Source organism: Gelidibacter japonicus (assembly GCF_010725055.1).
Classification (GTDB): domain Bacteria; phylum Bacteroidota; class Bacteroidia; order Flavobacteriales; family Flavobacteriaceae; genus Gelidibacter; species Gelidibacter japonicus.
The window spans coordinates 236,510-259,512 of record NZ_BJKB01000001.1 but is presented as its reverse complement, the minus strand read 5'-3'; the positions used below and the strand labels follow the sequence as shown (position 1 = coordinate 259,512).

General features: G+C 38.2%; 23 protein-coding genes. 7 read left to right on the top strand and 16 right to left on the bottom strand.

All coding sequences use genetic code 11. From position 1 onward, the window contains the following. The first annotated feature begins 73 nt into the window (after positions 1-73). Together G6N06_RS01140 and G6N06_RS01135 are read left to right on the top strand one after the other, a co-directional pair. A complete protein-coding gene (locus G6N06_RS01140) occupies positions 74-1,096 on the top strand; it encodes a glycoside hydrolase family 113 (RefSeq protein WP_163514209.1) in 1,023 nt (340 codons plus the stop codon). Then, positions 1,093-1,848 carry a metallophosphoesterase family protein gene (locus tag G6N06_RS01135; protein WP_205334701.1) on the top strand — a complete coding sequence of 252 codons (756 nt, stop codon included), beginning with the start codon at positions 1,093-1,095 and terminating at the stop codon, positions 1,846-1,848. The genes G6N06_RS01140 and G6N06_RS01135 overlap by 4 nt, the downstream gene beginning before the upstream one ends. Positions 1,849-1,854: 6 nt before the next feature. On the opposite strand, the gene G6N06_RS01130 is transcribed toward G6N06_RS01135, so the two are convergent. The 13 genes from G6N06_RS01130 to G6N06_RS01070 all read right to left on the bottom strand — a co-directional run bounded on the left by G6N06_RS01130 (position 1,855) and on the right by G6N06_RS01070 (position 17,235). Further along, complete coding sequence (locus tag G6N06_RS01130) at positions 1,855-2,598, bottom strand: TIGR04283 family arsenosugar biosynthesis glycosyltransferase (RefSeq protein WP_163514208.1); 744 nt, start codon at positions 2,596-2,598, stop codon at positions 1,855-1,857. A 63-nt stretch (positions 2,599-2,661) separates the two neighbouring features. Then, a complete protein-coding gene (locus tag G6N06_RS01125; protein WP_240337925.1) occupies positions 2,662-3,462 on the bottom strand; it encodes a DUF547 domain-containing protein in 801 nt (266 codons plus the stop codon). Between the two features lie 36 nt (positions 3,463-3,498). Continuing rightward, complete coding sequence (locus tag G6N06_RS01120; RefSeq protein WP_163514207.1) at positions 3,499-4,386, bottom strand: sterol desaturase family protein; 888 nt, start codon at positions 4,384-4,386, stop codon at positions 3,499-3,501. A gap of 100 nt (positions 4,387-4,486) precedes the next feature. After that, positions 4,487-4,645 (bottom strand): hypothetical protein, encoded by a 159-nt coding sequence (locus G6N06_RS01115; protein WP_163514206.1) that lies wholly within the window; start codon positions 4,643-4,645, stop codon positions 4,487-4,489. A 499-nt stretch (positions 4,646-5,144) separates the two neighbouring features. Then, a complete protein-coding gene (locus G6N06_RS01110; RefSeq protein ID WP_163514205.1) occupies positions 5,145-5,957 on the bottom strand; it encodes a purine-nucleoside phosphorylase in 813 nt (270 codons plus the stop codon). Continuing rightward, entirely contained in the window at positions 5,954-6,628 is a 675-nt protein-coding gene (locus G6N06_RS01105) for a TIGR04282 family arsenosugar biosynthesis glycosyltransferase (RefSeq protein WP_163514204.1), read from the bottom strand. The genes G6N06_RS01110 and G6N06_RS01105 overlap by 4 nt, the downstream gene beginning before the upstream one ends. 360 nt (positions 6,629-6,988) lie before the next feature. Further along, positions 6,989-8,041 (bottom strand): arsenosugar biosynthesis radical SAM (seleno)protein ArsS, encoded by a 1,053-nt coding sequence (gene arsS, locus G6N06_RS01100; RefSeq protein ID WP_163514203.1) that lies wholly within the window; start codon positions 8,039-8,041, stop codon positions 6,989-6,991. Positions 8,042-8,242: 201 nt separating this feature from the next. After that, the gene (locus G6N06_RS01095) at positions 8,243-8,578 is read right to left on the bottom strand and encodes an arsenosugar biosynthesis-associated peroxidase-like protein (protein ID WP_129017385.1); all 336 of its coding nucleotides are present in this window, start codon (positions 8,576-8,578) and stop codon (positions 8,243-8,245) included. 111 nt (positions 8,579-8,689) lie between these two features. Then, on the bottom strand, positions 8,690-9,169 hold the full coding sequence (locus G6N06_RS01090; RefSeq protein ID WP_163514202.1) for a nucleoside deaminase: 480 nt from the start codon (positions 9,167-9,169) through the stop codon (positions 8,690-8,692). Between the two features lie 11 nt (positions 9,170-9,180). Next, positions 9,181-9,504, bottom strand: coding sequence for a type II toxin-antitoxin system PemK/MazF family toxin (locus tag G6N06_RS01085; RefSeq protein ID WP_163514201.1), 324 nt, complete (start codon positions 9,502-9,504; stop codon positions 9,181-9,183). Next, positions 9,495-9,740, bottom strand: a complete 246-nt coding sequence (locus tag G6N06_RS01080; RefSeq protein ID WP_163514200.1) for an AbrB/MazE/SpoVT family DNA-binding domain-containing protein — start codon at positions 9,738-9,740, stop codon at positions 9,495-9,497. Before G6N06_RS01080 ends, G6N06_RS01085 begins: the two co-directional genes overlap by 10 nt. Before the next feature lie 64 nt (positions 9,741-9,804). Beyond that, the gene (gene tamL, locus G6N06_RS01075) at positions 9,805-12,087 is read right to left on the bottom strand and encodes a translocation and assembly module lipoprotein TamL (protein ID WP_163514199.1); all 2,283 of its coding nucleotides are present in this window, start codon (positions 12,085-12,087) and stop codon (positions 9,805-9,807) included. Between the two features lie 57 nt (positions 12,088-12,144). Beyond that, positions 12,145-17,235 carry a translocation/assembly module TamB domain-containing protein gene (locus G6N06_RS01070; protein ID WP_205334700.1) on the bottom strand — a complete coding sequence of 1,697 codons (5,091 nt, stop codon included), beginning with the start codon at positions 17,233-17,235 and terminating at the stop codon, positions 12,145-12,147. A gap of 347 nt (positions 17,236-17,582) precedes the next feature. Between G6N06_RS01070 and G6N06_RS01065 the strand changes: the two genes are divergently transcribed. The 4 genes from G6N06_RS01065 to G6N06_RS01055 all read left to right on the top strand — a co-directional run bounded on the left by G6N06_RS01065 (position 17,583) and on the right by G6N06_RS01055 (position 19,062). After that, positions 17,583-17,786: a fasciclin domain-containing protein gene (locus G6N06_RS01065; protein WP_163514198.1), complete on the top strand. Its 204-nt coding sequence runs from the start codon at positions 17,583-17,585 to the stop codon at positions 17,784-17,786. Further along, positions 17,773-17,895 (top strand): hypothetical protein, encoded by a 123-nt coding sequence (locus G6N06_RS19990; protein ID WP_262890093.1) that lies wholly within the window; start codon positions 17,773-17,775, stop codon positions 17,893-17,895. The genes G6N06_RS01065 and G6N06_RS19990 overlap by 14 nt, the downstream gene beginning before the upstream one ends. 313 nt (positions 17,896-18,208) lie before the next feature. Continuing rightward, complete coding sequence (locus G6N06_RS01060; RefSeq protein ID WP_240337924.1) at positions 18,209-18,703, top strand: thermonuclease family protein; 495 nt, start codon at positions 18,209-18,211, stop codon at positions 18,701-18,703. Between the two features lie 131 nt (positions 18,704-18,834). Then, on the top strand, positions 18,835-19,062 hold the full coding sequence (locus G6N06_RS01055; protein WP_163514197.1) for a hypothetical protein: 228 nt from the start codon (positions 18,835-18,837) through the stop codon (positions 19,060-19,062). Between the two features lie 212 nt (positions 19,063-19,274). On the opposite strand, the gene G6N06_RS01050 is transcribed toward G6N06_RS01055, so the two are convergent. Together G6N06_RS01050 and G6N06_RS01045 are read right to left on the bottom strand one after the other, a co-directional pair. Then, entirely contained in the window at positions 19,275-20,264 is a 990-nt protein-coding gene (locus tag G6N06_RS01050) for a bile acid:sodium symporter family protein (RefSeq protein WP_163514196.1), read from the bottom strand. Positions 20,265-20,438: 174 nt separating this feature from the next. Then, positions 20,439-20,927: a YqiA/YcfP family alpha/beta fold hydrolase gene (locus G6N06_RS01045; protein ID WP_163514195.1), complete on the bottom strand. Its 489-nt coding sequence runs from the start codon at positions 20,925-20,927 to the stop codon at positions 20,439-20,441. Between the two features lie 138 nt (positions 20,928-21,065). On the opposite strand from G6N06_RS01045, the gene G6N06_RS01040 reads away from it, so the two are divergent. Next, on the top strand, positions 21,066-21,371 hold the full coding sequence (locus tag G6N06_RS01040; protein ID WP_163514194.1) for a hypothetical protein: 306 nt from the start codon (positions 21,066-21,068) through the stop codon (positions 21,369-21,371). Positions 21,372-21,505: 134 nt separating this feature from the next. Here the strand turns inward: G6N06_RS01040 and G6N06_RS01035 are convergent, their stop codons facing one another. Continuing rightward, positions 21,506-22,798 (bottom strand): S28 family serine protease, encoded by a 1,293-nt coding sequence (locus G6N06_RS01035; RefSeq protein ID WP_163514193.1) that lies wholly within the window; start codon positions 22,796-22,798, stop codon positions 21,506-21,508. Positions 22,799-23,003 lie beyond the last annotated feature (205 nt).

Sequence of the window (23,003 nt, the reverse complement as noted above, 5' to 3'; positions counted from 1 at the left end):
GTTTGTCGTAGGTTTCTTGTAAAACTTAAATTTTTAATTTCAGTTTGTTTAAATTTAGGAATAAATAAATGGTATGGGAATAGTTTTTCGGTTTTTATGTTTAGTGTCCCTTTGTTTTATGCTCTCTTGTAGCGCGACTGTTGAAAGACCAGGAAAAATTAATGGTGTGAGTTATGTGGCTTCAAGAGATAGCATTGATCAGCAGCATGTTGACCCTGTTATCAACCTGGGTGCTAATTACGCAGCTATTATGCCTTTTGGGTTTATCAAGGATTTGGCCCATCCGGAAATTACCTTTAATAGCGATAGACAGTGGTTTGGTGAAACCGAGAAAGGCGTCAAACAATATGTCCAACTCTTACATAATAACCAAATTAAGGTCATGTTGAAACCGCAGATTTGGGTCTGGCGTGGCGAGTTTACGGGTTTTATAAAAATGACGCATGAAGCCGATTGGAAGCTTTTGGAAAACTCATATTCGGATTTTATCCTTGCCTATGCAAAAGTAGCCCAAGAAGCCAATGTCGAAATGTTCTGCATTGGCACAGAATTGGAAAATTTCATTGATGAAAGACCTTCTTATTGGAAGCAATTGATTGTGGATATTCGTGAAATATATAAAGGGAAATTGACCTACGCCGCCAATTGGAATGAGTATGAACGCACGCCATTTTGGGACGATCTTGATTATATTGGCATTGATGCCTATTTTCCGGTGGATTCGAAACAGTCGCCAACTTTGGAAGATACAAAAAAGGCTTGGCGGAAGTATAAATCTGTAATGAAAACCTATTCTATAAAACACAAAAAACCGATTTTGTTTACTGAGTTTGGTTATAGAAGTATTGATTTCGCGGGAAGAGCGCCCTGGACGGTTGATCGAGTGGATAAGCAGGTCAATCTTGAAGCTCAGGCCATTTTGACCCAAGCGCTGTTTGAGGAGCTTTGGGATGAAGATTGGTTTGCTGGCGGTTTTGTATGGAAATGGTTTCATAAGCATAACGCCGTTGGAGGAAGGGACGACAACCGATTTTCGCCCCAGAATAAACCTGCTGAGGAAGTCATTCGGACATTTTATAAAAAATACAAATTATGAGAACATTGGTTATTGGAGATATTCACGGCGGATTGAAAGGCTTGAAACAACTTTTGGATCGGGTAAAGGTTGTGGAAGAAGACCGATTGATTTTTATGGGCGATTATGTGGATGGTTGGAGCGAATCGGCACAAGTCATCCAGTATTTGATGGTGTTGTCACAATTGAAAGAATGCATTTTTATAAAAGGAAATCATGATGTGTGGTGTGAAAAATGGTTGAGAACCGATAAACCGGACAAAATTTGGTTAGATCACGGCGGGAGGGGAGCCATAGAAAGTTATGGGAGTTTTTCAAGTGATGAGAAGAAATTACACCTGAGGTTTTTTGAGCAAATGAAATTGTACCATTTGGATGAACAGAACCGGTTGTTTGTTCATGGAGGTTTTACATCCAAGCAAGGTGTTGAGAACGAAACTTCCGAAAGCAATTTTTATTTTGATCGAACGCTTTGGGAGATGGCTTTGGCTTTGGATAAAGAGATCGATGAAAATTCTGAGTTGTTTCCAAAACGTCTAAAACTTTATGACGAAATCTATATCGGGCATACGCCGACACTTTATTTCAATTCCGACGAGCCGCTACAGGCCATTAATGTTTGGAATGTGGATACCGGTGCCGCATTTTATGGCAAGTTGTCGGCGATGGATATCGATTCAAAGGAGATTTTCCAAAGTGACGCCTTAATGGAACTATATCCTAACGAAAAAGGAAGGAATCAACGTTCCTTAAATCAGATTTTGGGAAAATAAGAGTTTTTAACCAAGATGCTTTTTGTAATACGTGCACAATTTGTTAGGACCGGCACCCATCCACTTCATGATATAAATGGTCCAAAAGTGGTACTGAACTTTCCAGATACCATGTTTTCGATATAACCTAGCGGATGTTGTCAACTTTTTATTGATGACGACAAATTGTTTTCTGGTGAAGAGTTCGTTAATCAACATATTGTCTTCGTAAATGACATATCGTTCGTCAAAACCACCAATTTCATCAAACAGATTTTTAGTGATAAATTGACTTTGGTCCCCACCTCTACATGCACGCCAGTGGAATTGCGTCAGCCAACCCGCCAATTGCAACCACCAGTGATTGCTATCAAATTGCATCCTAAAACAACCCGCTTCATTGCCTTTTTCAACTTCAGTGAGAATTTCTTGATCAAAGTTTTTAGGTGGGAAAGAATCGGCATGTAAAAAATAAAGAATCTTGCCTTTGGAAATTTTTGTAGCAGTATTCATTTGTTTTGCCCGACCTTTTTCTGAGCTTATCAATAAGACTTCTGTTGTGTCTGGTTTCATCTGGAAACTATGACGAAGCTTAGAAGGAGGGTGTTGAGAAATAAAATATTTAATTATTTTTTGAGAACCATCCGTGCTTCCACCATCCACAATAATAATTTCGGCAACATTATCCGCAGTTGAGTTGTCCAACAAATGCTGGATCAATTTAACGATGGTTTCCGCTTCGTTGAGAATGGGAATTACAATGCTAATCATAGATTTAATTGCCGAAATGAACAGAAATAAAAGATGTCAAACTAAAGGTATTCATTTTAAACTCTACTGCTCATTCAAACTCCAATTGTATTTTTTAAAAGTATAACGTGTTTTTGGATTCATTTTGATATTGCTGTATTTATTTATAAAACCAATTAAATCTTTCTTTCCATCTACTTTAAAATCGGAAGTATAAAAACTAAATATTCTTGAAAATTTCGGATTGTTAGGAGTGATTTCATTTAGGTCACTGTTGATAAACTCTCTTGTTGCAGCATCCAACTGTTCATTTATTTTCGCGGCAGTGTAGGCTTCGTTCTTTAACTTAGGACAGGAATATGAGGCACAGTTAATAGCAAAATGGATTCTTGGTTCGTTCATTTTTCGTAACACTCCATTTTCAATGGCATTAAGTGACAATTTTTTATCTCCAATTTTGATAAAGTTCTTGGTGAATGCTCCGTTGATGTCCTTTATGCTTTTAATTGGGTGGTTTTGGAGAATTAGTTCGACGGTTGCGGCATTGTATAAATTGATATAATAGGCTAATAATTCCTGAACGCTCCATTCTTCATTAGGTATTATTTTTGAAAGGTATGTCAAGTAAGCTTCAAGTTTGTCTTGTTCGGTTTTAAAACCCCGATAATTGACGAATCCAGCATCATTGACATGTTTTTTCAACAACTTATCCCATGGACTATGATCTACATTAACAACTGAGTGGGCCACTGCAGAGGTTATTTTATCGCCTACTGTTTTAATAGGTTGACCTTGGCTCCCAATCCCTGCGGCTGAGGTCAAGTTGCAACTGCTCAAGGTGAAAGCTATCAACATCAGAGCGGTAAAGTCAATAAGAGATTTCACGGTATTGATTTTTAGATACGGTATGCACGATGGAAATTATTTTTTAGTTTTTATAGGATAAATGGTTTGCTTGACAAAAGTTTTTGGAAAATCATCTTCATCATCAAAACCAAGTTCAATGTCCCTTCCGTCGTGTGGCACATGATGTAAGTTGAAAATATAATCCCAAATACTTAAAGTCAATCCATAATTCACACCATACTTTTTATGCTTGGGCAATTCTTTGACGTGATGCCAAATATGCATCTTCGGATTATTGAAAATGTATTTCAATGGACCGTAATTCCAGCCTAAATTGGCGTGGTTCAAATGCCCAATGACGATGGAGAAAAAGTAAACGATGGAAACATCTTGCACATTAAAGCCGCCAATAATAGCCACGGGAATGTACAGTATAGAATTATAAACCACAGGTTCCATCCAGTGGTAGCGTAAATGTGCGGCAAACCCCATTTCTTTAACGCTGTGATGTACTTTATGGAAATTCCACAACCACGGTACACGATGCAATAGGATATGAGTATTCCATTGCACAAAATCGATGATCAAAAAGAAAATCAATAGGCCTAACCATTTTGGTAATTCGTTCACACTAAAAACCTGTAAACTGTCTACATGCCAACCGAAAAGCCCAAGTATATCATTAAAAAACTCTGCGGCCGTATTTGACAGTGCGATAAGGACAATCAAATTCAGCAAGAAGAAATTGAAGAACATATAAAAAGTGTCCAACCAAAAATCCTTTCTGAAAATGGATTGGTCTTTGCGCCAAGGGAACATAATTTCCAATAACCAAACGATTAGGGAAATTCCAATTAATCCGTAAAAGTAATTGTCCCAATGGTAAACATGGGTTAACTCATATTTGAGGTAATTCCAGTATCCAGAGTAGGATTTTAAAATGATGTCAATGTATTTTTCCATATCTCATTCCTGCGAATCCCGATAGCTATCGGGAAGGAATCTCATAATTTAAACGTTAAAAACACCTTTCTTCTGAAAGGCAAATTCCAAATAACTTATATTATAGTCGTATTTTTAATAATTGCTTACGCATATTTCCTTGTCCCAAAATAGGAATGTCATTTGCTGATTTCACAGCGCTTTCTGCTCTAAATAAAATCTCTGAATTTTCATTTGAAAAAATTATTGATGGCTTATTGAAGTTTTCAGGTTTCACCATAGTTTATTTAGTTGGGAGACCTTTCAGGTTTTCAAAACCTGAAAGGTAAACCTGAAAATACTTTACAAACTCTTAATCGATTCCCTAAACAATAAAATCATATCCGGTTCCGTAAATTCCTGCGCAGGCAGGAATCTCATAATTCAAACGATTAAAACGACTTTCTTCTAAAAGGCAAATCTCACATGGTTAGTATTATAGTTGTGTTTTTAATAATTACTTACTTACGTCTATTCCCTTTTTCCAAAAATATGAATTCTGTTTTTCGCTTTTACGGAGTTTGCGAAATGCTGTTTGCATTCAGCCGATAAACCTTTCAGGTTTCAAAAACCTGAAAGGTCTCTGTCTCGGATATTTTACAAACTCTTAATCAATTCCCTAAACAATACAATCATATCAGGCTCTGCCTTTTCTGCCATGGCGACAATTCCTGCGCAGGCAGGAATCTCTTTTCTTATGCTTTCAGGTTTTCAAAACCTGACAGGTCATGTCTCAAAATTCACAAACTCTTTATCAATTCCCTGAACAACACAATCATATCCGGTTCTGCTTTTTCAGCCATGGCAATAATTTCCGAAATATCCACAGGTTTCAGATTGCTTGGATCACATTCATCGGTCAAAACTGACACTGCTGCTACTTTTAATTTTAAATGATTGGCCACAATAATTTCAGGGACCGTACTCATCCCAACGGCATCCGCACCTATGATTTTTAACATGCGGTACTCTGCTCTTGTTTCCAACTGAGGTCCGACTACACTTGCATAAACGCCTTTGTGAAGCGTGATGTTGTGGTTTTTGGCAATTTGCTCAAATTTGGAATTGATTTCCGCGTCATAAGGCGCACTCATATCCGTAAAGCGCTCGCCCAATTGTTCTACACCTTTAAACGCTAAAGGAGAACTCCCTTGCAAATTAATGTGATCTTCAATGAGCATCAATTCTCCTTTCTTGAAACTGAGATTGATGGCACCGGATGCATTGGATACCAGAAGCGTATGAATACCCAGTTTTTCCATAATGCGGACAGGGTAGGTCACATCTTGAAGGGAATAGCCTTCATAAATATGAAAGCGACCTTGCATGATGATGGCTTTTTTGCCTTCGATAATCCCGTAAATCAATTTGCCCTTATGAAATTCGACCGTTGCCGTCGGGAAATTCGGAATATGGTTGTAGCTCACTTCGTGAAGAATTTCAACGGCATCAATTAATTGACCCAATCCGGTACCGAGGATAATGCCTATTTCTGGGTTTTCAAAGCCCTTTTTTTGTAAGTATTCAGTAGTTTCGTTGATGAATTTTATCATTTTATATTGTGAAATTTTTTTAATTGTTCATAATCTCTCATGTCTTCAAAGGTATCGATATCATTCAATTCTTTCAGCAAATGGACTGTGCAATTTTGAAGGTCATTCAATGTGTCTTTCAGAACTGTCGAAGTTCCCCATTCTTTATTTTTAAATACTTGGTGATACAGGTTTTTCATTCCCAAGAGGTAATACCCACCGTCTATTGCTGGCCCAATGACCACATCATTAAAATCGAGTTGTGAAAAGGCATTGTTCACGAGTTCTGCGTCCAAGTCTAAAAGATCACTGCCGATAATAGCGACTTTTTCGTACCCCATGTCCAATAGATCAAGAAATGCATTTTGCATCCGTTGGCCTAAATCATCCCCATTTTGCAGTTTTTTTCGAAAAATGTCAGCATCCCAAAGATCCTCCTTTTTTATGTTTTCAGAATAAAAGACATAGCGATCAGCTTTGACCACTTTTGCAATTGAAGCGGTATGATTTAAAAGAAACTTATAGACTTCCAAAGCATTTTCATCCCCAATAGTTTTTGCCAATCGCGTTTTGCATTTACCCAATTCAGGGTTGCGGGTGAAAATGATCAGTGCTTTTTTGGAGGTGGGGAAATGAAAATCGGTGGCCATTTCATTATCGCCATCCGTTTCTTTTTTGGAAAGTAATGCCATGCTTGGGAGATCAAAATTTAATGTTCAGAATTCAAAGTTCCCGCCTTCGCTTTGCTAAGTCGGGCAGGCCCGCCTTTGCTTTGTTAAGTCGGGCAGGCCCGCCTTCGCTTCGATGTAGACGGGAAAACAAAGTTCGGGAAAAATGGTTGAAAAGAGATGGGAAGGATGTTGAAAATGAAGTTCAAAATGAAATTGAAATTGAAATGTGTTGTTTGTAAAGCGTTTGTTCCTAAATAAATTTTTTAGCACTTTAAACTTCCCTGATTAGCGTTGACCGGTATTCTTCAAAAATCAACATTCTCCAATCGTTAATCGTTAATCAAACTTCGTCTCTATCCTCTCCTCACTACCCACTAAAACCTACGTCACACTCCCCTGACAACTACTTCCTGCGCCGGCAGTACAGCCATAACAATGTTGAGAAATCATAATTGTTCTTCCTTCCAAAAGCTCTTCGTTATAGTCCGAAATATGTTTGACTTTGCTGTTTACTGGCAAATTCAGCATCTGATTAAAATCGCAATCATACAAATAGCCATCCCAAGAAATAGAGAGGGTATTGGTACACATCACACTTTTTACGGTTTGCGGATTGTAAGCTTCCACCAAGGCGTACATATAATCTTCGTAGTTTTCGGAAGCTATCAAATAATCCAAGAATCTGCTGATTGGTAAATTGGTAATCGTAAATAAATTATGAAAATGAATACCAAAATCGTCCATCAAGGCCTTTTTAAAATCTTTCTCCATACTGGCTTGATTGCCTGGTAAGAATGCCCCCGACGGATTATACACCAAATCCAGTCGCAAGCTGCTATCTGGCATCCCATAACCAATGGCATTGAGTTCTTGTAAAGCTTTTATCGATTTGTCAAAAACACCATTGCCACGTTGTTTGTCCGTTTTTCCTTTGGTCCAATGTGGCATGGAAGAAATGACATGGACGTTGTGCTTTTTGAAAAACTCAGGTAAATCGTAGTATTTTTTATTGGCCCTGATAATGGTCAGATTGGAACGCACAATAAAATCCTTAACGCCAACTTTAGAAGCCTCTTCCACAAACCATCTAAAATCGGGGTTCATTTCTGGTGCACCTCCTGTCAGATCCAAAGTATGTGCCCCTGTGTTTTTTATAACTTCGAGGCATTGTTGCATCGTCTCCCTAGTCATGATTTCCTTACGGTCTGGACCGGCATCCACGTGACAGTGTTCGCAAACTTGGTTACACATATAACCGACATTGATTTGTAGGATTTCAAGTTTTTTGGCTTTTAGAGGAAACTGGCCGGTCTCGGCGATTTTATCCTTGAATTTTGGTAAATTTCCATTTTGAAAAATTCCGTTGGATAAGATTTCTAGCTGTCTTTTACTGTTTGCTAATTCACTATTTCTTTTATGTAGGGATTTGATCATTTATAGGTTTAAAATTTAAGGTTTAAAATTTAAGGTTTAAAGTTCAAAGTTCAGGATTCAAAATTAACAGTTCAGGGTTCTAACCCTCGTAAGATCCACAAACTTTTAAATTTCTATCGTCATGCTTTTTTAAAGATTCCGATAATAATCGCGATGAGCGATTCGCACAATCCCGATGAACTATCAGAATTGGTTCTCTACTCACATCTCTAATTTATTGACTTTATTCATCATTTGCACCCCATGGACCAAGGTCGCGCCACCTTTAATTGCGGCTCCAACATGTAAAGCTTCCATCATTTCCTCTTTTGTGATGCCCCGTTGCAAACCATCTTGGGTGTAGGCATCAATACAATAAGGACATTGTTCGGTATGGGCAACCGCTAAAGCAATCAATGATTTTTCACGAGCAGAAAGTTTTCCTTCTTCGAAAACCTTAGCATAATAATCAAAAAACTTGTTGCCAAGTTCTTCACTCCATTCTGTGATTTTTCCAAATTTCTTTAAATCTGCTGGGTCGTAATAAGTTTTTTGCATGGGTTAATTGTTAGTTGTACTTACAGTTTTTTTAAGATACAGTTTTAAGTCGAAGAAAATCAATTAAGATTACAGCTTCAGTGTATTAATTTTAAGTCGGTGGATACGAGATCAATAGACGGTTTTATCCTCTTTGCTGATCCATTTGTGAAAAGGTTCCAGAGCGATGTCACGCGATAATTGTTCAAAAGGAATACTTCGTTTGTGATATGGCAATTCGATTTCCTTATAGATAAAGGCATCATCAAAATCAATATCTGCTGCATCTTGATGGCTACACCCGTAATAAACCTTATCAGGTCTGGCCCAATAAATGGCACCAAAACACATGGGGCAAGGCTCGCAAGAGGTGTAAATCACACAACCTTCCAATTGGAAAGAATTGAGGTTTTTGCAGGCATCACGGATGGCTATAATCTCTGCATGCGCAGTGGGATCGTTATGGGAGGTGACTTTGTTATTGCCACGCCCTACAATTTTCCCGTCTTTTACTATGACACAACCAAATGGACCGCCATCGTTATTTTCCATGCCTTTGAGTGCTGCATTCACAGCCTCGAGCATGAATTTGTTTTTGTTATTTTTATTCATTTATGTGATTTTTAATCTACAAAAGTCTCCTTGAGAATGGCTTTGCAGCTGGCAATTTCTGTTGCGGTTAATTTTTCAAATGTCTTAATGATTCTCAGTTTATCAATAGTTCTGATTTGCTCAATGGCAATCATTTCTTTTTTTCCATTGTGATTTACCGGAACTCTTGAGGGGTATTTTTTTAAACTCGAGGCCATTGGTACAATAACGATGGTATTCAAATAGTTGTTCATTTCATTTGGTGAAATAATAACGCATGGTCTGGTTTTTTGGACTTCACTTCCAACGATCGGATCCAAGTTGACCAAAACAATCATGTATTGGCTTAGTTCCATTCGTTAATAGTTTCGTCTTCAAAAACAGAATCCATCAACAATTTGTCGTCACCCTGAGCATTCATTTTTTTAAACGCTTTCTCCCATCCTTTTCGAGGTTCATCGATAGGTCTGAGGATTATTTGGTCATCTTCAAGAATCAATTGCACTTTGTCCTGAATATTATATTTTTCCAAAATGGTCTTGCTCAAGCGAAGTCCTTTTGAATTTCCAATTTTTATGATTGCTGCTTCCATAACTTTAAAATGTGACTACAAGGTTATTACATTTTGTTATGGGAAACAACACTTTTAGAACATATTAAAACGGATATCCTATTGCAAAGTTCAAAATAGGCTTGCTCACGTCAAAATTAAAACGTTGTCCTTTTGGAAGTGAAGGATCGTGGAAAGGAGCCGCCAAATCAAAGCGGATGACAAAGCTTTGGATGTCGATACGAAGTCCGACGCCTGCACCCATGCCCAATTCGCTTAAAAAGTTTTTGGAGAATTTATCTTTGCCATCAAAAACCGGATTTTCTTTTGAGTTCCAGATATTTCCCGCATCGGCAAAAACGGCACCTTTTAAGAAGGAAACAATAGGGAATCTGTATTCTAAGTTGGCTTCCAATCTGATATTGCCCGTTTTGTCAAAGTAACTGTCGCTGGTATTATTAGTGTCTTCATCAACATTATAGGTGCCCGGACCTAAGGAGCGGATTCTAAATGCCCGAACACTATAAGGTCCGCCAGCGTAATATTGTTTTACAAAAGGGATCACATTCGAGTTGCCGTATGCTAGTCCGTATCCCGCAAAAACACGGGCGGCAATAGTTTGTTCTTTGGCAAAGTTGAAATGGTAACTTACATCGACATCGGCCTTAGCGTATTGGGCATACTCCATACCAAAAAATGTTTTTGGTACATCAGGGCCTTGATTTTTCCCAAATAAACTGATCGAGTTTCCTGCCACATCCAATGTGAAATTGAGATATTTCTGATGTGTTTTTTGTTGATCGACCATTTCGTTATAGGTAAAGGAATAGGTAAGACCCGAAATAAATTGTTGTTCAAAACTGCGTTTCAAAAATGGATTGTCATTTAGGATTTCCTCAAATTCTGGAGTGGTCTTCATAAGATCTGTATAACTTACCGAGATTGGATTGATTTGATGGGTCACGTATCTATTGGCATCCCAGGCATAACCGAAGAGTGCAGTCCCAGAAAGTAAGGTGTATAATTTTCTCCGATCCTGAAAGTCAAAGCTCACCGAGGTTTTGGTTTTTGGAATGGAATATTTAAAAAAATCGTCGTTTATTTTAACAGGAAAAATAACTCTTGGAAAAATTAATTCGTTTTTCAAACCGAGTTCCAGACTGCTATCTCCTGGGGTCTTCCCACCGCCCAATTGTGCCTCATATCCTACTTTTGCCGTAGTGTTATAGGTCTCTCCGCCGCCAAAAACATTTCTGTTGCTATAGGTCAATGCCAATGCTGGTCCTGTAAAACTATTGGACTTGGTAACCACTTGCAGTTCGGCCGTAAATGCACGTTTGTTTAATGGCGATAAATAAATATTGGCTTCCAATAATCCTAAGTTGTCCGTTGCTGAGGTATCGATTTCCCTATATTGGATATTGACATATTTGTAGGCGCCAATTGTTGAGAGTCGCCTAGCGGTATTGCGGGAGGTTTCCGGATTGTAAAGTTGGCCTTCTTCCAACTTTATAAAAGGATCCAAATATTTTGGTTTAAAGAACATTTCCTTCTGAACGAAATTTTTCTCGTTATAGCGAATGATGTCAGTTTGGATAGAATCGGCTGTTTCGTAATCAGGATACACATTGATTTTAGAAATCTTGTAAGGAACAGTAGCTTTTTTGGGTACTGCCTTCTTTAATTTGAGGAATAAATCGAAACCTTTATTATCATAGCGATTGGTATCGGCCTCAAATATTAGAAAACTGTCGTTGAAATTATAGTAGCCTCTTTTCTTAAGATTTGCATCAATGCGAAGTCGTTCCAGCTTCATACTGTTCAAATCAAAACGCATGCCTTTTTCAAAAGGTGAATCTCCAACCAGTTCTTTGATTTCTCCGTAGATTGGAATAGGCAGGGAGTCTAATTGATACGTCTTCATGCGGTAGGGTTTGGGTACTTTTACAGTATAGCTTACCGATGCTTTTTTGTCTGATTCTTCAAACTCTGAAGTTGCTGCACTATAGAAAAACCCCCTGTTTTCAAGACGGTTGAGCAGCAGATCCTCCACATCAAAAGTTTTTACATCCGATTGATATACGGGTTTTTCACCGAATTTTTTATACAACCAACGGTTGATGAACCCTGGATTTTTCTTTTGGTTTTTGTAATAATATCTAAGGCCCAGATACATCCCAAAAAACTTTGAATTGGGTTCCGGACCAATCACTGATTCCAATTCTAATCTTAGGCCCTCTTCATTCTTGATAATGGAATCAGAGACTATGGTCAGGTCGGCACCTGTATATAACCGTTCGTTTTCAGGAATATACTTGGCAATACCACAGGAGTAAAAGCTTCCGGAAATGAAGAGTGTAATTGATATATATTTTAAATAGAATTTCAAGTCTTTTTTATTTGAGTTTTTATCGGCTACTTTTAAAGTATTAGAATCAATATATTTTTAATTTTTTTTCTTTTCCATACTATCATCAACTGCTTCTTCTTTTATTTTTTGGGCTTCTTCGGCAGCTTTTAATTTGGCTTCTTGTTTTTTTTCTGCTTTGGTCGAGGACTTTAAGAGGGCCTCCCAAAGTTCACTAAACTTATTGAATTCTTGGGTGAAGATCAGGGCAATACCGCTCACTATAACTTGTCCATCAATAACATTTTCAAATTCGTTTCTATGGAAGCCTTTCAATCTATAACGGCCATTTTCCGTTAGTATATATTCAATACTGACATTTCCAATGATTGGTGTTTCTTCGCCAGTAGAACTGCTGCCCTGAACATCAACCTCACTTCCTACACTGACGATCAAACGGTCATTGAACATTTTTTTCTGGGCTGCAATATCCAATTGCGTGCGATCTTGAGGCGTGCTGCCTTGGTAATCGGTATAACTATCCAGTCCGAAATTAAGCTCAAAACCAGAACTGCCCAACAATTTATCAGAGAACATATTGAGTTGGTCAGAAACTGCATCATTTAAATTATTCCGTGCAATGGATGCGACACCTCCAGTACTTCCATCACTTCCAGGGTCAGGGTAGAACCGGTTCAATACCAATAACGAAAATACTTGCCGGTTCAGCTCATCTTCCTGTTGATTGAGTTGCTGCACCCTACCATACACTTGGCCACCGATAGCGCCTTGTTCGTCTTTAGGCATGTCCAGATTAAAATTGATTTTAGGTTCCATCAGTTGCCCATCAATATTGAGGTACACATAAAAAGGAAGCACTTGACGGAATTTTCCTTTGGCGGATTCATCTAAATTGGATGTTGTAGGTGCCATCAAAGCTGAGGCTGAAGTTTTGACTTCATATAGTGCCTTGACGTCCAACTTGGCATCAAATGGATCGCCAGACCAGGTGATGCGACTCCCTGAAACAAGATTGAATTTACGGTTGACAAGATTGTAAAGATTCAATTCATAATGACCGCTTTGAACTTCATAAACACCAGAAAGGGTGATGTTCCCATTTGGTTTCATGCTGAACGTCAAATCCCCTTCACCGGATACCTGAAAGTTGTCTCCTGTAGACTCATCAATGACGATGGTCACCGCGGCGTCCTGCCCAATCTTCAGCAGTGCATTTATGTCAAATCCAGTTATGGTTGCCGTTTTTTCTTCAGTTCGGGTTAATATGGCATCTGGGTTTTCACGATTCACGAAAATAACAACGCCATCTCGCTCCTCGACATTGACCGTTGCAGATGGCATGACGTATGTGACATTGGTATCTGATCCGACGGTTGCTTTTAGATCTATTTTCGGAATCTGTAAATCGCCCGTAATTTTGGCGTCTGCATCAAAGGTGACTTTTCCGTAAAGGAAATCATTGTCTTCTTTTGTAGCATTGAGTACTTGAAAATTATCCGCATTCACTTGCAAATCGAAGGTGGGATTGATAAAAGAGTCCGTTCCTATTTTTCCTGAGGCAATTAAGGTGTTTTGGTTTTCATCTCTAATGGTAAACTTGTCCATAGAAAGTCCTTCATTATTGATGTTTAATGTTTCATTGGCAAGTGTGAATGCCGAATTGAACTTCTTTATCTTAAAATCGGCATCATTGAAATTTAGACTGCCTTCATATTTTGGTTGATCGAGTGTCCCGGTCAATTTGAAGTTGCCTGAAAAACTGCCATCGGTTTCCGTAATTTCACCTTGGGAGAACCCTGTGAGAGCTGTCATATTGAATTGATTGATATTCAGATCCAAATCGAGGTTGGCACCACCTGGAAATGCAATATAATCCCCTTTTAAATCCAAGTCAATTTCGCCTCCCTTCATATCCACATTGAAATCGTAACTGTCGCTTCCAAGTGATTTGGCATCGAAACTCAGATTGCCCATATCAACTTGCATAAAACTTAATTTTGAAATGTTTAAATCGGCAATAATTCCGGTGTTTGTAAACGGGTCCACCAGAACAAAATCGCCATTGAGGTTGCCCGTTGCCAATTCTTCATCTGGATTTAGGTAATTTAAAAATTCGCTTAGTTTGAAATTCTTAAAGTCTACAGCGATATGTTCCTTGGAGATGGAAGGCAATTCATCTGTAATCTCAAAGGATTGGTTGTTATTACTGAAAACGAACTCATTAAATTCCATTTTTTTGTCGCTGATTAGAATTTCGTTGTTCTCTGGTGTATGCCAAGGAGTTTTGTTTAAAATCAGATCATCAGGGTTGACATGAAAACGTAATTGTTGTCGATCACCTGTAATTTTACTAGTAATTTGCGTTAATATATCTTCTTTATGATATGCAAGGAAAGCCAAAGAGAGTTCGTTATTGGCTTGGTCTCCAGTTAGTTTTGTTTTTTGAATATTAAACGGGCCCGCCTTAATTCTGTTGAATCCTAAATCGAAGGTAAACTTATCTCTATCCGTATCCATAGAAAACGCTAAACTGTCCAGCTCATAACCGCTATAATTGATATGCGGTGCCGTAATCCTGGCCGTTAATTGTCGCTCTCTTTCTTTGAAATCGACGTCAAATTTAACCGTGTCCAACTTTTTTACATTTACCAAAAAGACGTCGTTTAAAATGGGAGCTTGGATGATTTTTCCTCGTAATTTTAAATTGACCGGATTAGCAATACTGTCCGGCACCTCTTCATCGCGATAGAAATAACTCAACACATGGCGTCTTAAGGCTTTGCTGAAGGTTTCAGGCTCTGTGTTGGATTGCAATAGGACATCCACCAATTTATTTTTGATGGATACCGAAGTCGTGTCTTTTCTCACGTGGGCAAGAGCGTTCAGATCTCCCAACAAATAGGTTTTATTATCGTACACTACAACGCCTTCATCAACAATGGCTGCGGCGTCGTAAGCTGTTCCATTCCCTTTAAAATCAACATATATTTTCATGCCCGTTTTAACGTCACGTTGCATGAGTCCTAAGGCTTTCAGATCGGCACCAATAATATTCAATTCTAGGTTGGCTTCTGGTGAGACGGAGTCCAAAACTACCGTGGCATATAAGTCCATGTTGAGGTTATAGTCCTTATATTTTGAGGTAACTATTCCACGTCCGTTTTTGACGTCTCCAACAAGTTTTAGGTCGTTAATATCATAATTATTGTATTTAAAACTAGATACAGTCGCTTCCATATGGGCGTCGAGGTCGTTGATGTTTTTTCCCTTTCCGTTGGTTTTTAGATTTAAACTTAATGTGCCCAATTGTTCATTTTGGAGCAACTCGTCCAGTTTATAGTTTTCTATGGAAAGATCCGCGTCAAATTCTAAAATTATACCATTCTTAAAATTCCCATCAACAGAAGCGATGCCTTGTGTGGTGGTCAAGGTTGCATTGGCGTACATATCGTTGGGGTTTCCTTTAATGTTTCCAGCCAATTTAATCTCCTCAGGCAGGCTCACACCCAGTTCTTTTTCATTTACAAACTGAACAATATCGGAACGGGTTGGAATGGCTGAAAAATTAGGAATGTCGAATTGGATATTCTTAGGATCTGTGACATTTTGAATCTTTCCGTTTGCCGAAATCTGCGTATTTGCCCAATTAACATTCATACGGTTAATGTTGATATCCGATAAATAACCGTTTGCTTTCGTGTTTCCGGTGAGCAAATGTTGACTTAGGGTATGGAGATATGGGTTTTTATTGAGTTCCGGTTGAACCAGAAACACATCTTTTAAAGACACTCGAAATGTGGGAATATCAATATCAATCTGCGATTTTTCGGGTGATTCGATCAATGCCGATAATTTTGGGTAATCGAGTCTTAGATTGGCGTTCAAACTGTTGTTGTTTAAAACTGTTCTTAAATCAGAAACTTTTAGGGTATTATCATCGGCACTAAACTTAAGACTCAATTCTTTCAGATTAAATCCTGAAATCTCCCTGAAAGTGGAGTTTTCAATATGAAGTTCGGCCTTTTTATCCTTTAAGTTGATGGTGTTGGCTTGAAGATTCAAATCTTCCAAAACAATCGCATTCGGATTGAAACTACCGGTTTTTGCTTCCGCGGAAGCGACAAAATAGCTGAATTTGTTATTTTCTAAATCGACTGTACCAATAGCAAGTCTCAGTTCTGGCCATTCAAAAGCTTGGATATCCTGCTTGATGTCTTGGGTGACTTCCACCACTTTTTGGGTGACTGCATTGGTCTCGGTTTCAGTATTTAAGACAATGGACGAGTTTTTTAGACTAAAGGTGTCCACTTCAAAGTCGCTATTGGCCAAATCTACTTTCGGGATTTTAGCGAACAGTTCGTCAATATCAATATCTGCCGCAATTCGATCGCCATACGATTGGTAGTCAGCATACACCTTGTTCAATGTTAGATTCTCTACAGACAGTGAAGGCAAGGGCGCAGGATTTTCTTCAGGGATAATGGGCACCGGGGTTTGGATGAATTTGATGCGGGCGTCAGAAAGCTCCAAGGCAGAGGCTTCAAATATCATATGCTCCAAGTCGGTGGTTTTCATAGCCGCATTGAGTGTCCCGATTTTGAATCGGCTGTCAATACCGGCAACGGCATCATCAAAAACAATATCGAAATCCTTGAAATTGAGCTTTCCTATAACAATATTTAAAGGAGCAGCGGTAGTGTCAGTGGCTACGGTTGGAGAGCTGGTCGTAGCAAAGGCATCAATCAAAAATTGGAAATTATAACCAGCGATAGAATCCTTACGGATGATATTGGCACGAAGACCTTTCCAATGCAGCGCATCAACGCCAATGCCTTCGCCACGGATCATCGCCCAAAGAGGGACATTGGCTTCCAGCGATTTAGAATAGACCAAGGTGTCACCTTTAGTATCCTCCAAAAATAAACCATCAATTTGAAGATTTCCGTCGAAAGTGAGAAACAGGCGGTCAATTTCAACTTTGGTATTGGTTTTATTGGAAACGTAAGATGTGGCTTTGTCAACAATGATGCCTTGACCCCACGGGCTTCTAACAAATAAAGTCAACAGAAAAATGAACACGAGAACGCCCAGAATAATTCTTCCGATTATTCTCAGGGCCCTATATTTTCTTTTTTTAGGTTTGATTTTATCGCTGTTGCTCTCTTCCAATAAGTATGATCTAGGATTACAAATTTATCATATTAGCGGATGTGACGTGTCTCTAAACGCGATTATTAATAACTCTAATCTCAATATTGGGTAAAATTAACAACTATTGCCGGCTTTAATGGTCTTAAGTTGACATTGTGCTAATTATACTACATCAGCAGTTTTCGCACATATCCATATACAATAAACCAACGAATGATAGAATGACGATAATTAAGAGATCAAGTATATTACTTGTTGCTGCCTTGACAGCTTTTTATGTATCGTCTTGTGAAGATGATAAAAAAAAGGAAGAGTAAATGAAAATTGAAATCAAATGGTAGAAATGGAAGCCAAAGAAGCTAAAAATGAAAGAGGAAGCAAGAGCCCATAGTATTGCAGGACATGTCATGATGAATAAAGATTTGTCAACTTTGGCAGGCGCCATGCAAGTTACTGATTTGACAACTTTGTTGTGTGATCCTGGTGTATACACAGTATTTTCACCAACCAATCAGGCTTTTGAGAAATTGCCACAAAAAAACCTGATAATCAACAATGCCGAAAAATAAAGAAATGTTAAGTGAGGTCTTGACCTATCATTTGGCTCCTGGAGTGATTACTTCAGATAAACCGGCAGATGCATTGATGGTTCTGGTAAAAAGTCACAAGTTACTTTAGGAAACGTGTCCGCTACAAACGGAATCATTTATACTATAGATACGTAATTGATGCCTAAAAATTAATTGGTGTATTACATTTATAATTGAAGACCTTAGGTTAAGTTGGGCCTTTTTGTCTGAAGATACTGGGATGATTGACTGGTTGCCATAGAGTGATCAATCTTTTGAAAAAACTAAAAATCATTAACGTATAAAATCCAGTATATTGAATAGTGTAGCATACATATTCTGACGGATAAGAAGGGTGCTGTGGAAACAAAGAATAAAACTCGAAGAATAATGTATATTGTGCGAAATTAAAATACTTCTCATTGACTAAACAAACGGCACTCTTTTTTATTTTCCAATTCTATATTGCAATTGGCCTCTGCCAATCACTAACCGGAAAGGTTGTAGGCATCATGGATGGCGATAGTTTTAAACTCCTTACGCTTGATTCGACAGTAGTTAGAGTGCGATTGGCCAATATTGATTGTCCAGAAAAAAAGCAGCCTTTTTCTGCAAAGGCTACACAATTCACCGCCGATGCCATTTTCGGAAAAATGGTGACCATCAACATCCAAAAAACAGATCGATATAGACGTTATATCAGTAACGTGACTTATAATGACTCCTTAAGTTTGTGCCATGAATTGGTCAAAAACGGTTTGGCTTGGCATTATATAAAGTACTCAAAGGATAAAACATTGCAGGAAATGGAAGATAAGGCCAGAGCTGCTAAAGTGGGACTCTGGCAAGATCCTCAGCCCATAGCACCTTGGGAGTGGCGTAGTTCTAAAAAGAAGAAAAAAATAAAATCTGAATGAAACTATTTAAAATTCTCCTTTTTATAGGGGCGATGGCTTTTGCCTGTGAACTCTCGGCGCAAACTGTTTTTGTGACCAAAACTGGAGAAAAATAACATAAAGACAGTTGTCATTATCTAAAAAACTCCAAAATGGAAATTGCCTACAAAAAAGCCATTGAACTTCGTTATAAGGCTTGTTCTGTGTGCAAGCCAAATGCACAGTGGAGTCCGTTAAGTATTAGATCTACATCAACAAAATCTACCACCACACCAACCATTAAAACTACCACAAGCACGCAATGCACTGGAAAAACGAAAGCCGGAGCACGCTGTAAACGAATGACCAAAAGCGGGAACGGGCGCTGTTATCAGCATTAAAGTCAATCTATTTTAGATTCACTAAATGTTATTTTGTTGTGACTATTAATGATTGCTTAAAACACTGAACATTGTACACTGAACACTGAACACTTAATGTCACTGATTAGAGTTGACCGTTATTCCATCTTCAAAAATCAAAAATCAACATTCTTCAATCGTTACTTGTTAAGTGAACTTATCCCTAATCCCTAATCCCTCATCCCTAATGCCTATAACACTTCCTCACGTTCCAATTGTTCCCTTCCTTTATTTGTCGCAATCACACTAATGATCAAAATCTGAAGGGCATGATAAAACATTAACGGCAATAACATAATGCCCACAATACTCGTTTGTCCAAATAAAGCTTCAGAGAAAACCGTGCCGTGAACCAGCGACTTTTTAGTGCCACAAAATTGATTGGTAATTTGGTCGGCATGATTGAATTTTAAGAGTTTCCCAATCCAGCCAGTTAGAGAATACACTAAGAAAAACAGAATCAGTACCAAGGCCACCATGGCTATCATTTCGAGTAAGCTGACGCTACTGAAAATATTGTCTTCAAACGACTGTACGAAGCTTTTATAAATGATCAATAATATGATGGACTTGTCAAATTTATTTAGTGTGCGTTTGTTTTTCTGTGCCCACGCTCCAAGAAAACGTCTGAGCAACAGTCCCAATATCAATGGAATGACAATCTCGGTGATCAGTTGGAAATAAATAGCAGAAAAGTCAAAAGCAACATCCGTTTGTGTCACAAAGGGCAGCATCCATAGAGGTGTCAGGATAATGCCGATAATTCCTGAAATGCTGGCATTAAAGATGGCACCCGGTAAGTTTCCTTTGGCCATAGAGACCATCACCACAGAAGAAGATACGGTAGAAGGCAAAGCTGCCATAAACAAGAAGGCCAACCAAAGCAATTCATAAGAGGTGTCTTTTACCAAAGGGAAAAATGGAAGGATTATCAATGGGAATAATACAAAAGTTGAGGCTTGCACCGAAATGTGCAGTTTCCAGTTTTTTAGTCCATTTCTAATCGCTTCAGAACTTAAGCTCAAGCCATAGAAAAAGAAGATAAAAGAGATGCCCAGACTGCTGATCAGATTCATTGGTACGGGACTGTCCGAAGCGCCGAGTTGCGGAAAGAAATAGGCAATGACAATACTTATGACAATGGCGATGACAAAGGTGTCTATGGGTGATTTTTTGAGCATTTAAGTCATTGGGTTTAGTGCAAATATAAGGAGCCTAAGCGTTATGGATGTGATAAAAGATCAAAGATTCAGGACGTTTGATAACCTTAGCATATTTTGACAGGAAATAAATTTATAGTTAAAACTATATTCAGTAAACTATGATGACAAAAAGATTTCCACCAATATTCCTCATTACAAGTCACTCATAAATTTAACAACCTCCACCTCAAAAACATCCAATGGAATCCGATGTTCCAAATCGTGCCTGATGCTGATTTTATAACTCTGTTCCTGCAATAATAATTCGCCCAAAAAGTGGAGCGTAGCTTTAGGATTGACGACAGGGTCCTTTGAACCTATAACGATATGAATTCGGCCATTATTGGTCTCTGGTGTGTCAGGTACATTTTGAACCACACTTCTCTCGGCCAACGCAGGATTGAATACCAACGCTGGAAGTTGTAGTAATTTTGATAGATAATAGCCCGCGAATCCGCCCATGCTGCTGCCCATGACCACATCTATTTTGACGTCTTTATATTGGTTGTACAGCCATATAATGCTATCTGGATTGTTTTCATAATCTATGGATGGCGCTTCAACATTGGCGTAGCGTTCTAAAATTTCTCGTTTTTCGGGAATTAGACTGCCATTGAGACCGTGGATATATAGGATATTCATTTTATCTGATATTTGATTTCAAACTAAGGAAATATTATGGTTCTTTTTGTAAATTATCACAAGTTTTTACGTTTTTGAACGGTTTAATGAGTAATGCGAGTTTCCCAATTGGTTATCTTTGGGGTAAATCTGGTTCTCATGTCAAACCTTCACCGATTTAGATTCCCAAAGACAGTGGTATCTGTAATCACCACACTGTATATCGTTTTAATGTTGGCGACTTATTTGGTGTACTTCAATGAGCCTTTTATAGACTGTGCCAAACGAATCTTCGTCGCCCAATCCATTGCCTTGATTTTTCAAGTGGTACTGAATTATGCCAACTCACGTTCGCAAAGAAAAATTGTAATTCTTGCCACATTATTCATAAGCGCCACGCTTTTTTCAGGAGTGCTTTCAACCTTTTTTAATTTGGAGTTCATGTGTCGCTATTATGGGTTTTGAAGCTGTGATGTTTGTATCATGTACTGCGACACGTTTACTTTCTTAAATTGCCGGTGATTTCCAACAGCACTCATTGCCATAACGACATCAATTTTGGCAAAATAAACATGAACATCACTTTTAGATAACCATTTTCAATTCCCTAATTTAATAGAAAGCCAACGTTCTAATGCGTTTGTGAGTTTTTCTCTCTCATTTGGAGTCATTTCTGTAATGTTCGCATTGCCATGATGTTTTCCGTTCATCATAAACCATAAAGCATCTACTTTATCAGATTTTGGTACAGCTGAAGCAGACCAGGTGTCTAAAGTTCCATAAATGTGTACGATTTTATTGCCGTGTTTAGGAAGCCATGCATTTAGGGCTTTCAAAGATTTATCATTAAACGGAACTTTCATATGATTAGGTGTGAACGCCGCATGCGGATTTTTATCCGTAGGCAATTCGTCCAAAAGTCCTTTGAATTTACTGGTGTCATAGCCGTAATAGCCAAACTCATTTGCGGATTGATAATAATGGGAGGCATAATCCGTCATGGTCTGATCACTAAAAAACGTGATGTCAGACACTTTGGTTAAGTATAAAAATGAATCATAAGCAGAAGCGGTTTCATCAGGAATTGAATCACAGTCTGAGCCGTATTGCCAGAATGAAAATGGATATTCCATAACTGAAAACTCAAAGGCTTTTTCGATGTTTTGATAGGTGAAGCTTGCCTTAGCCCCCACGCTATAAGCTTTCATAAGCGGTAGCATCTCAGCTTTGTTTTCTAAAACATGTCTTTGGAATTTTTCAATTTTATCACGACAATCGGCTGTTCCGACTGTGTCTAAGAACTTATAAACACGTTGCTCCTCAAATGACTTGTTGATTGGTCCCACATAATTCACGCTAACATCAACATCGTCTGGATAAAAATAGCGGTAGAATAAGGTTGTTGCACCGCCTTTGCTACGCCCTGTAGAAACCCATTTGGTTGGATACAAATTTCGGAATAGGGTGTTGATGTGATGTAAATCGGCGGCAACTTGCTCTAAGGTCAGATATTGATAATCAATTTGAGTAGGATTGCTTTTTCCGAAATAACGATGCTCAATTCTAATTTGATTGGCATCAATGTAATGAGTCAATTCGTCAACTCTGTTACTATTAGCGGTGTACCCTTCCGTAATCATCACTGTGGGCAGCTTAAAATCTTTATGGGACAGATAGGCTCTTTGATAAAAATGGCCTTTAGAAGGATCTTTATGGTCTATAGGTTGCTTGATTTTTAGTTCATAAGCCGCTTCGTAATTATCGGGAGTTTCAATTTTTGTAAAAATAACATCAGGCAATTCATAAAGGAGTTGTTCCAATGTTTCTGATTGCGCATTTAAAAATGGTATTAATCCGAAGATTAAAAATAAGGTGACTATCGATTTTTTCATAATTGAATTGTAGTAATGTAGTAGATGTGTTTTGGTAAAATTAAGGACTACTTGGAAAAGAACAAGGTCAAAAATTAAATTAGGTATAAACTATTATGCTATTGTTGGTGTTTTTCATCAATAATATTTCAAATAAGGTATTTTTATTTCACGAAACAAACTAAAACTAATTTAAAACTTAGAATCCCTAATATGTTGAATTCAT

Bases quoted from the DNA above. Each gene is read 5' to 3' on its own strand.
- G6N06_RS01140 (WP_163514209.1), top strand. From the start codon at position 74: ATGGGAATAGTTTTTCGGTTTTTATGTTTAGTGTCCCTTTGTTTTATG.
- G6N06_RS01135 (WP_205334701.1), top strand. From the start codon at position 1,093: ATGAGAACATTGGTTATTGGAGATATTCACGGCGGATTGAAAGGCTTG.
- G6N06_RS01130 (WP_163514208.1), bottom strand. From the start codon at position 2,598: ATGATTAGCATTGTAATTCCCATTCTCAACGAAGCGGAAACCATCGTT.
- G6N06_RS01120 (WP_163514207.1), bottom strand. From the start codon at position 4,386: ATGGAAAAATACATTGACATCATTTTAAAATCCTACTCTGGATACTGG.
- G6N06_RS01115 (WP_163514206.1), bottom strand. From the start codon at position 4,645: ATGGTGAAACCTGAAAACTTCAATAAGCCATCAATAATTTTTTCAAAT.
- G6N06_RS01110 (WP_163514205.1), bottom strand. From the start codon at position 5,957: ATGATAAAATTCATCAACGAAACTACTGAATACTTACAAAAAAAGGGC.
- G6N06_RS01105 (WP_163514204.1), bottom strand. From the start codon at position 6,628: ATGGCATTACTTTCCAAAAAAGAAACGGATGGCGATAATGAAATGGCC.
- arsS (WP_163514203.1), bottom strand. From the start codon at position 8,041: ATGATCAAATCCCTACATAAAAGAAATAGTGAATTAGCAAACAGTAAA.
- G6N06_RS01095 (WP_129017385.1), bottom strand. From the start codon at position 8,578: ATGCAAAAAACTTATTACGACCCAGCAGATTTAAAGAAATTTGGAAAA.
- G6N06_RS01090 (WP_163514202.1), bottom strand. From the start codon at position 9,169: ATGAATAAAAATAACAAAAACAAATTCATGCTCGAGGCTGTGAATGCA.
- G6N06_RS01085 (WP_163514201.1), bottom strand. From the start codon at position 9,504: ATGGAACTAAGCCAATACATGATTGTTTTGGTCAACTTGGATCCGATC.
- G6N06_RS01080 (WP_163514200.1), bottom strand. From the start codon at position 9,740: ATGGAAGCAGCAATCATAAAAATTGGAAATTCAAAAGGACTTCGCTTG.
- G6N06_RS01065 (WP_163514198.1), top strand. From the start codon at position 17,583: ATGAAAGAGGAAGCAAGAGCCCATAGTATTGCAGGACATGTCATGATG.
- G6N06_RS19990 (WP_262890093.1), top strand. From the start codon at position 17,773: ATGCCGAAAAATAAAGAAATGTTAAGTGAGGTCTTGACCTATCATTTG.
- G6N06_RS01055 (WP_163514197.1), top strand. From the start codon at position 18,835: ATGGAAATTGCCTACAAAAAAGCCATTGAACTTCGTTATAAGGCTTGT.
- G6N06_RS01050 (WP_163514196.1), bottom strand. From the start codon at position 20,264: ATGCTCAAAAAATCACCCATAGACACCTTTGTCATCGCCATTGTCATA.
- G6N06_RS01045 (WP_163514195.1), bottom strand. From the start codon at position 20,927: ATGAATATCCTATATATCCACGGTCTCAATGGCAGTCTAATTCCCGAA.
- G6N06_RS01040 (WP_163514194.1), top strand. From the start codon at position 21,066: ATGTCAAACCTTCACCGATTTAGATTCCCAAAGACAGTGGTATCTGTA.
- G6N06_RS01035 (WP_163514193.1), bottom strand. From the start codon at position 22,798: ATGAAAAAATCGATAGTCACCTTATTTTTAATCTTCGGATTAATACCA.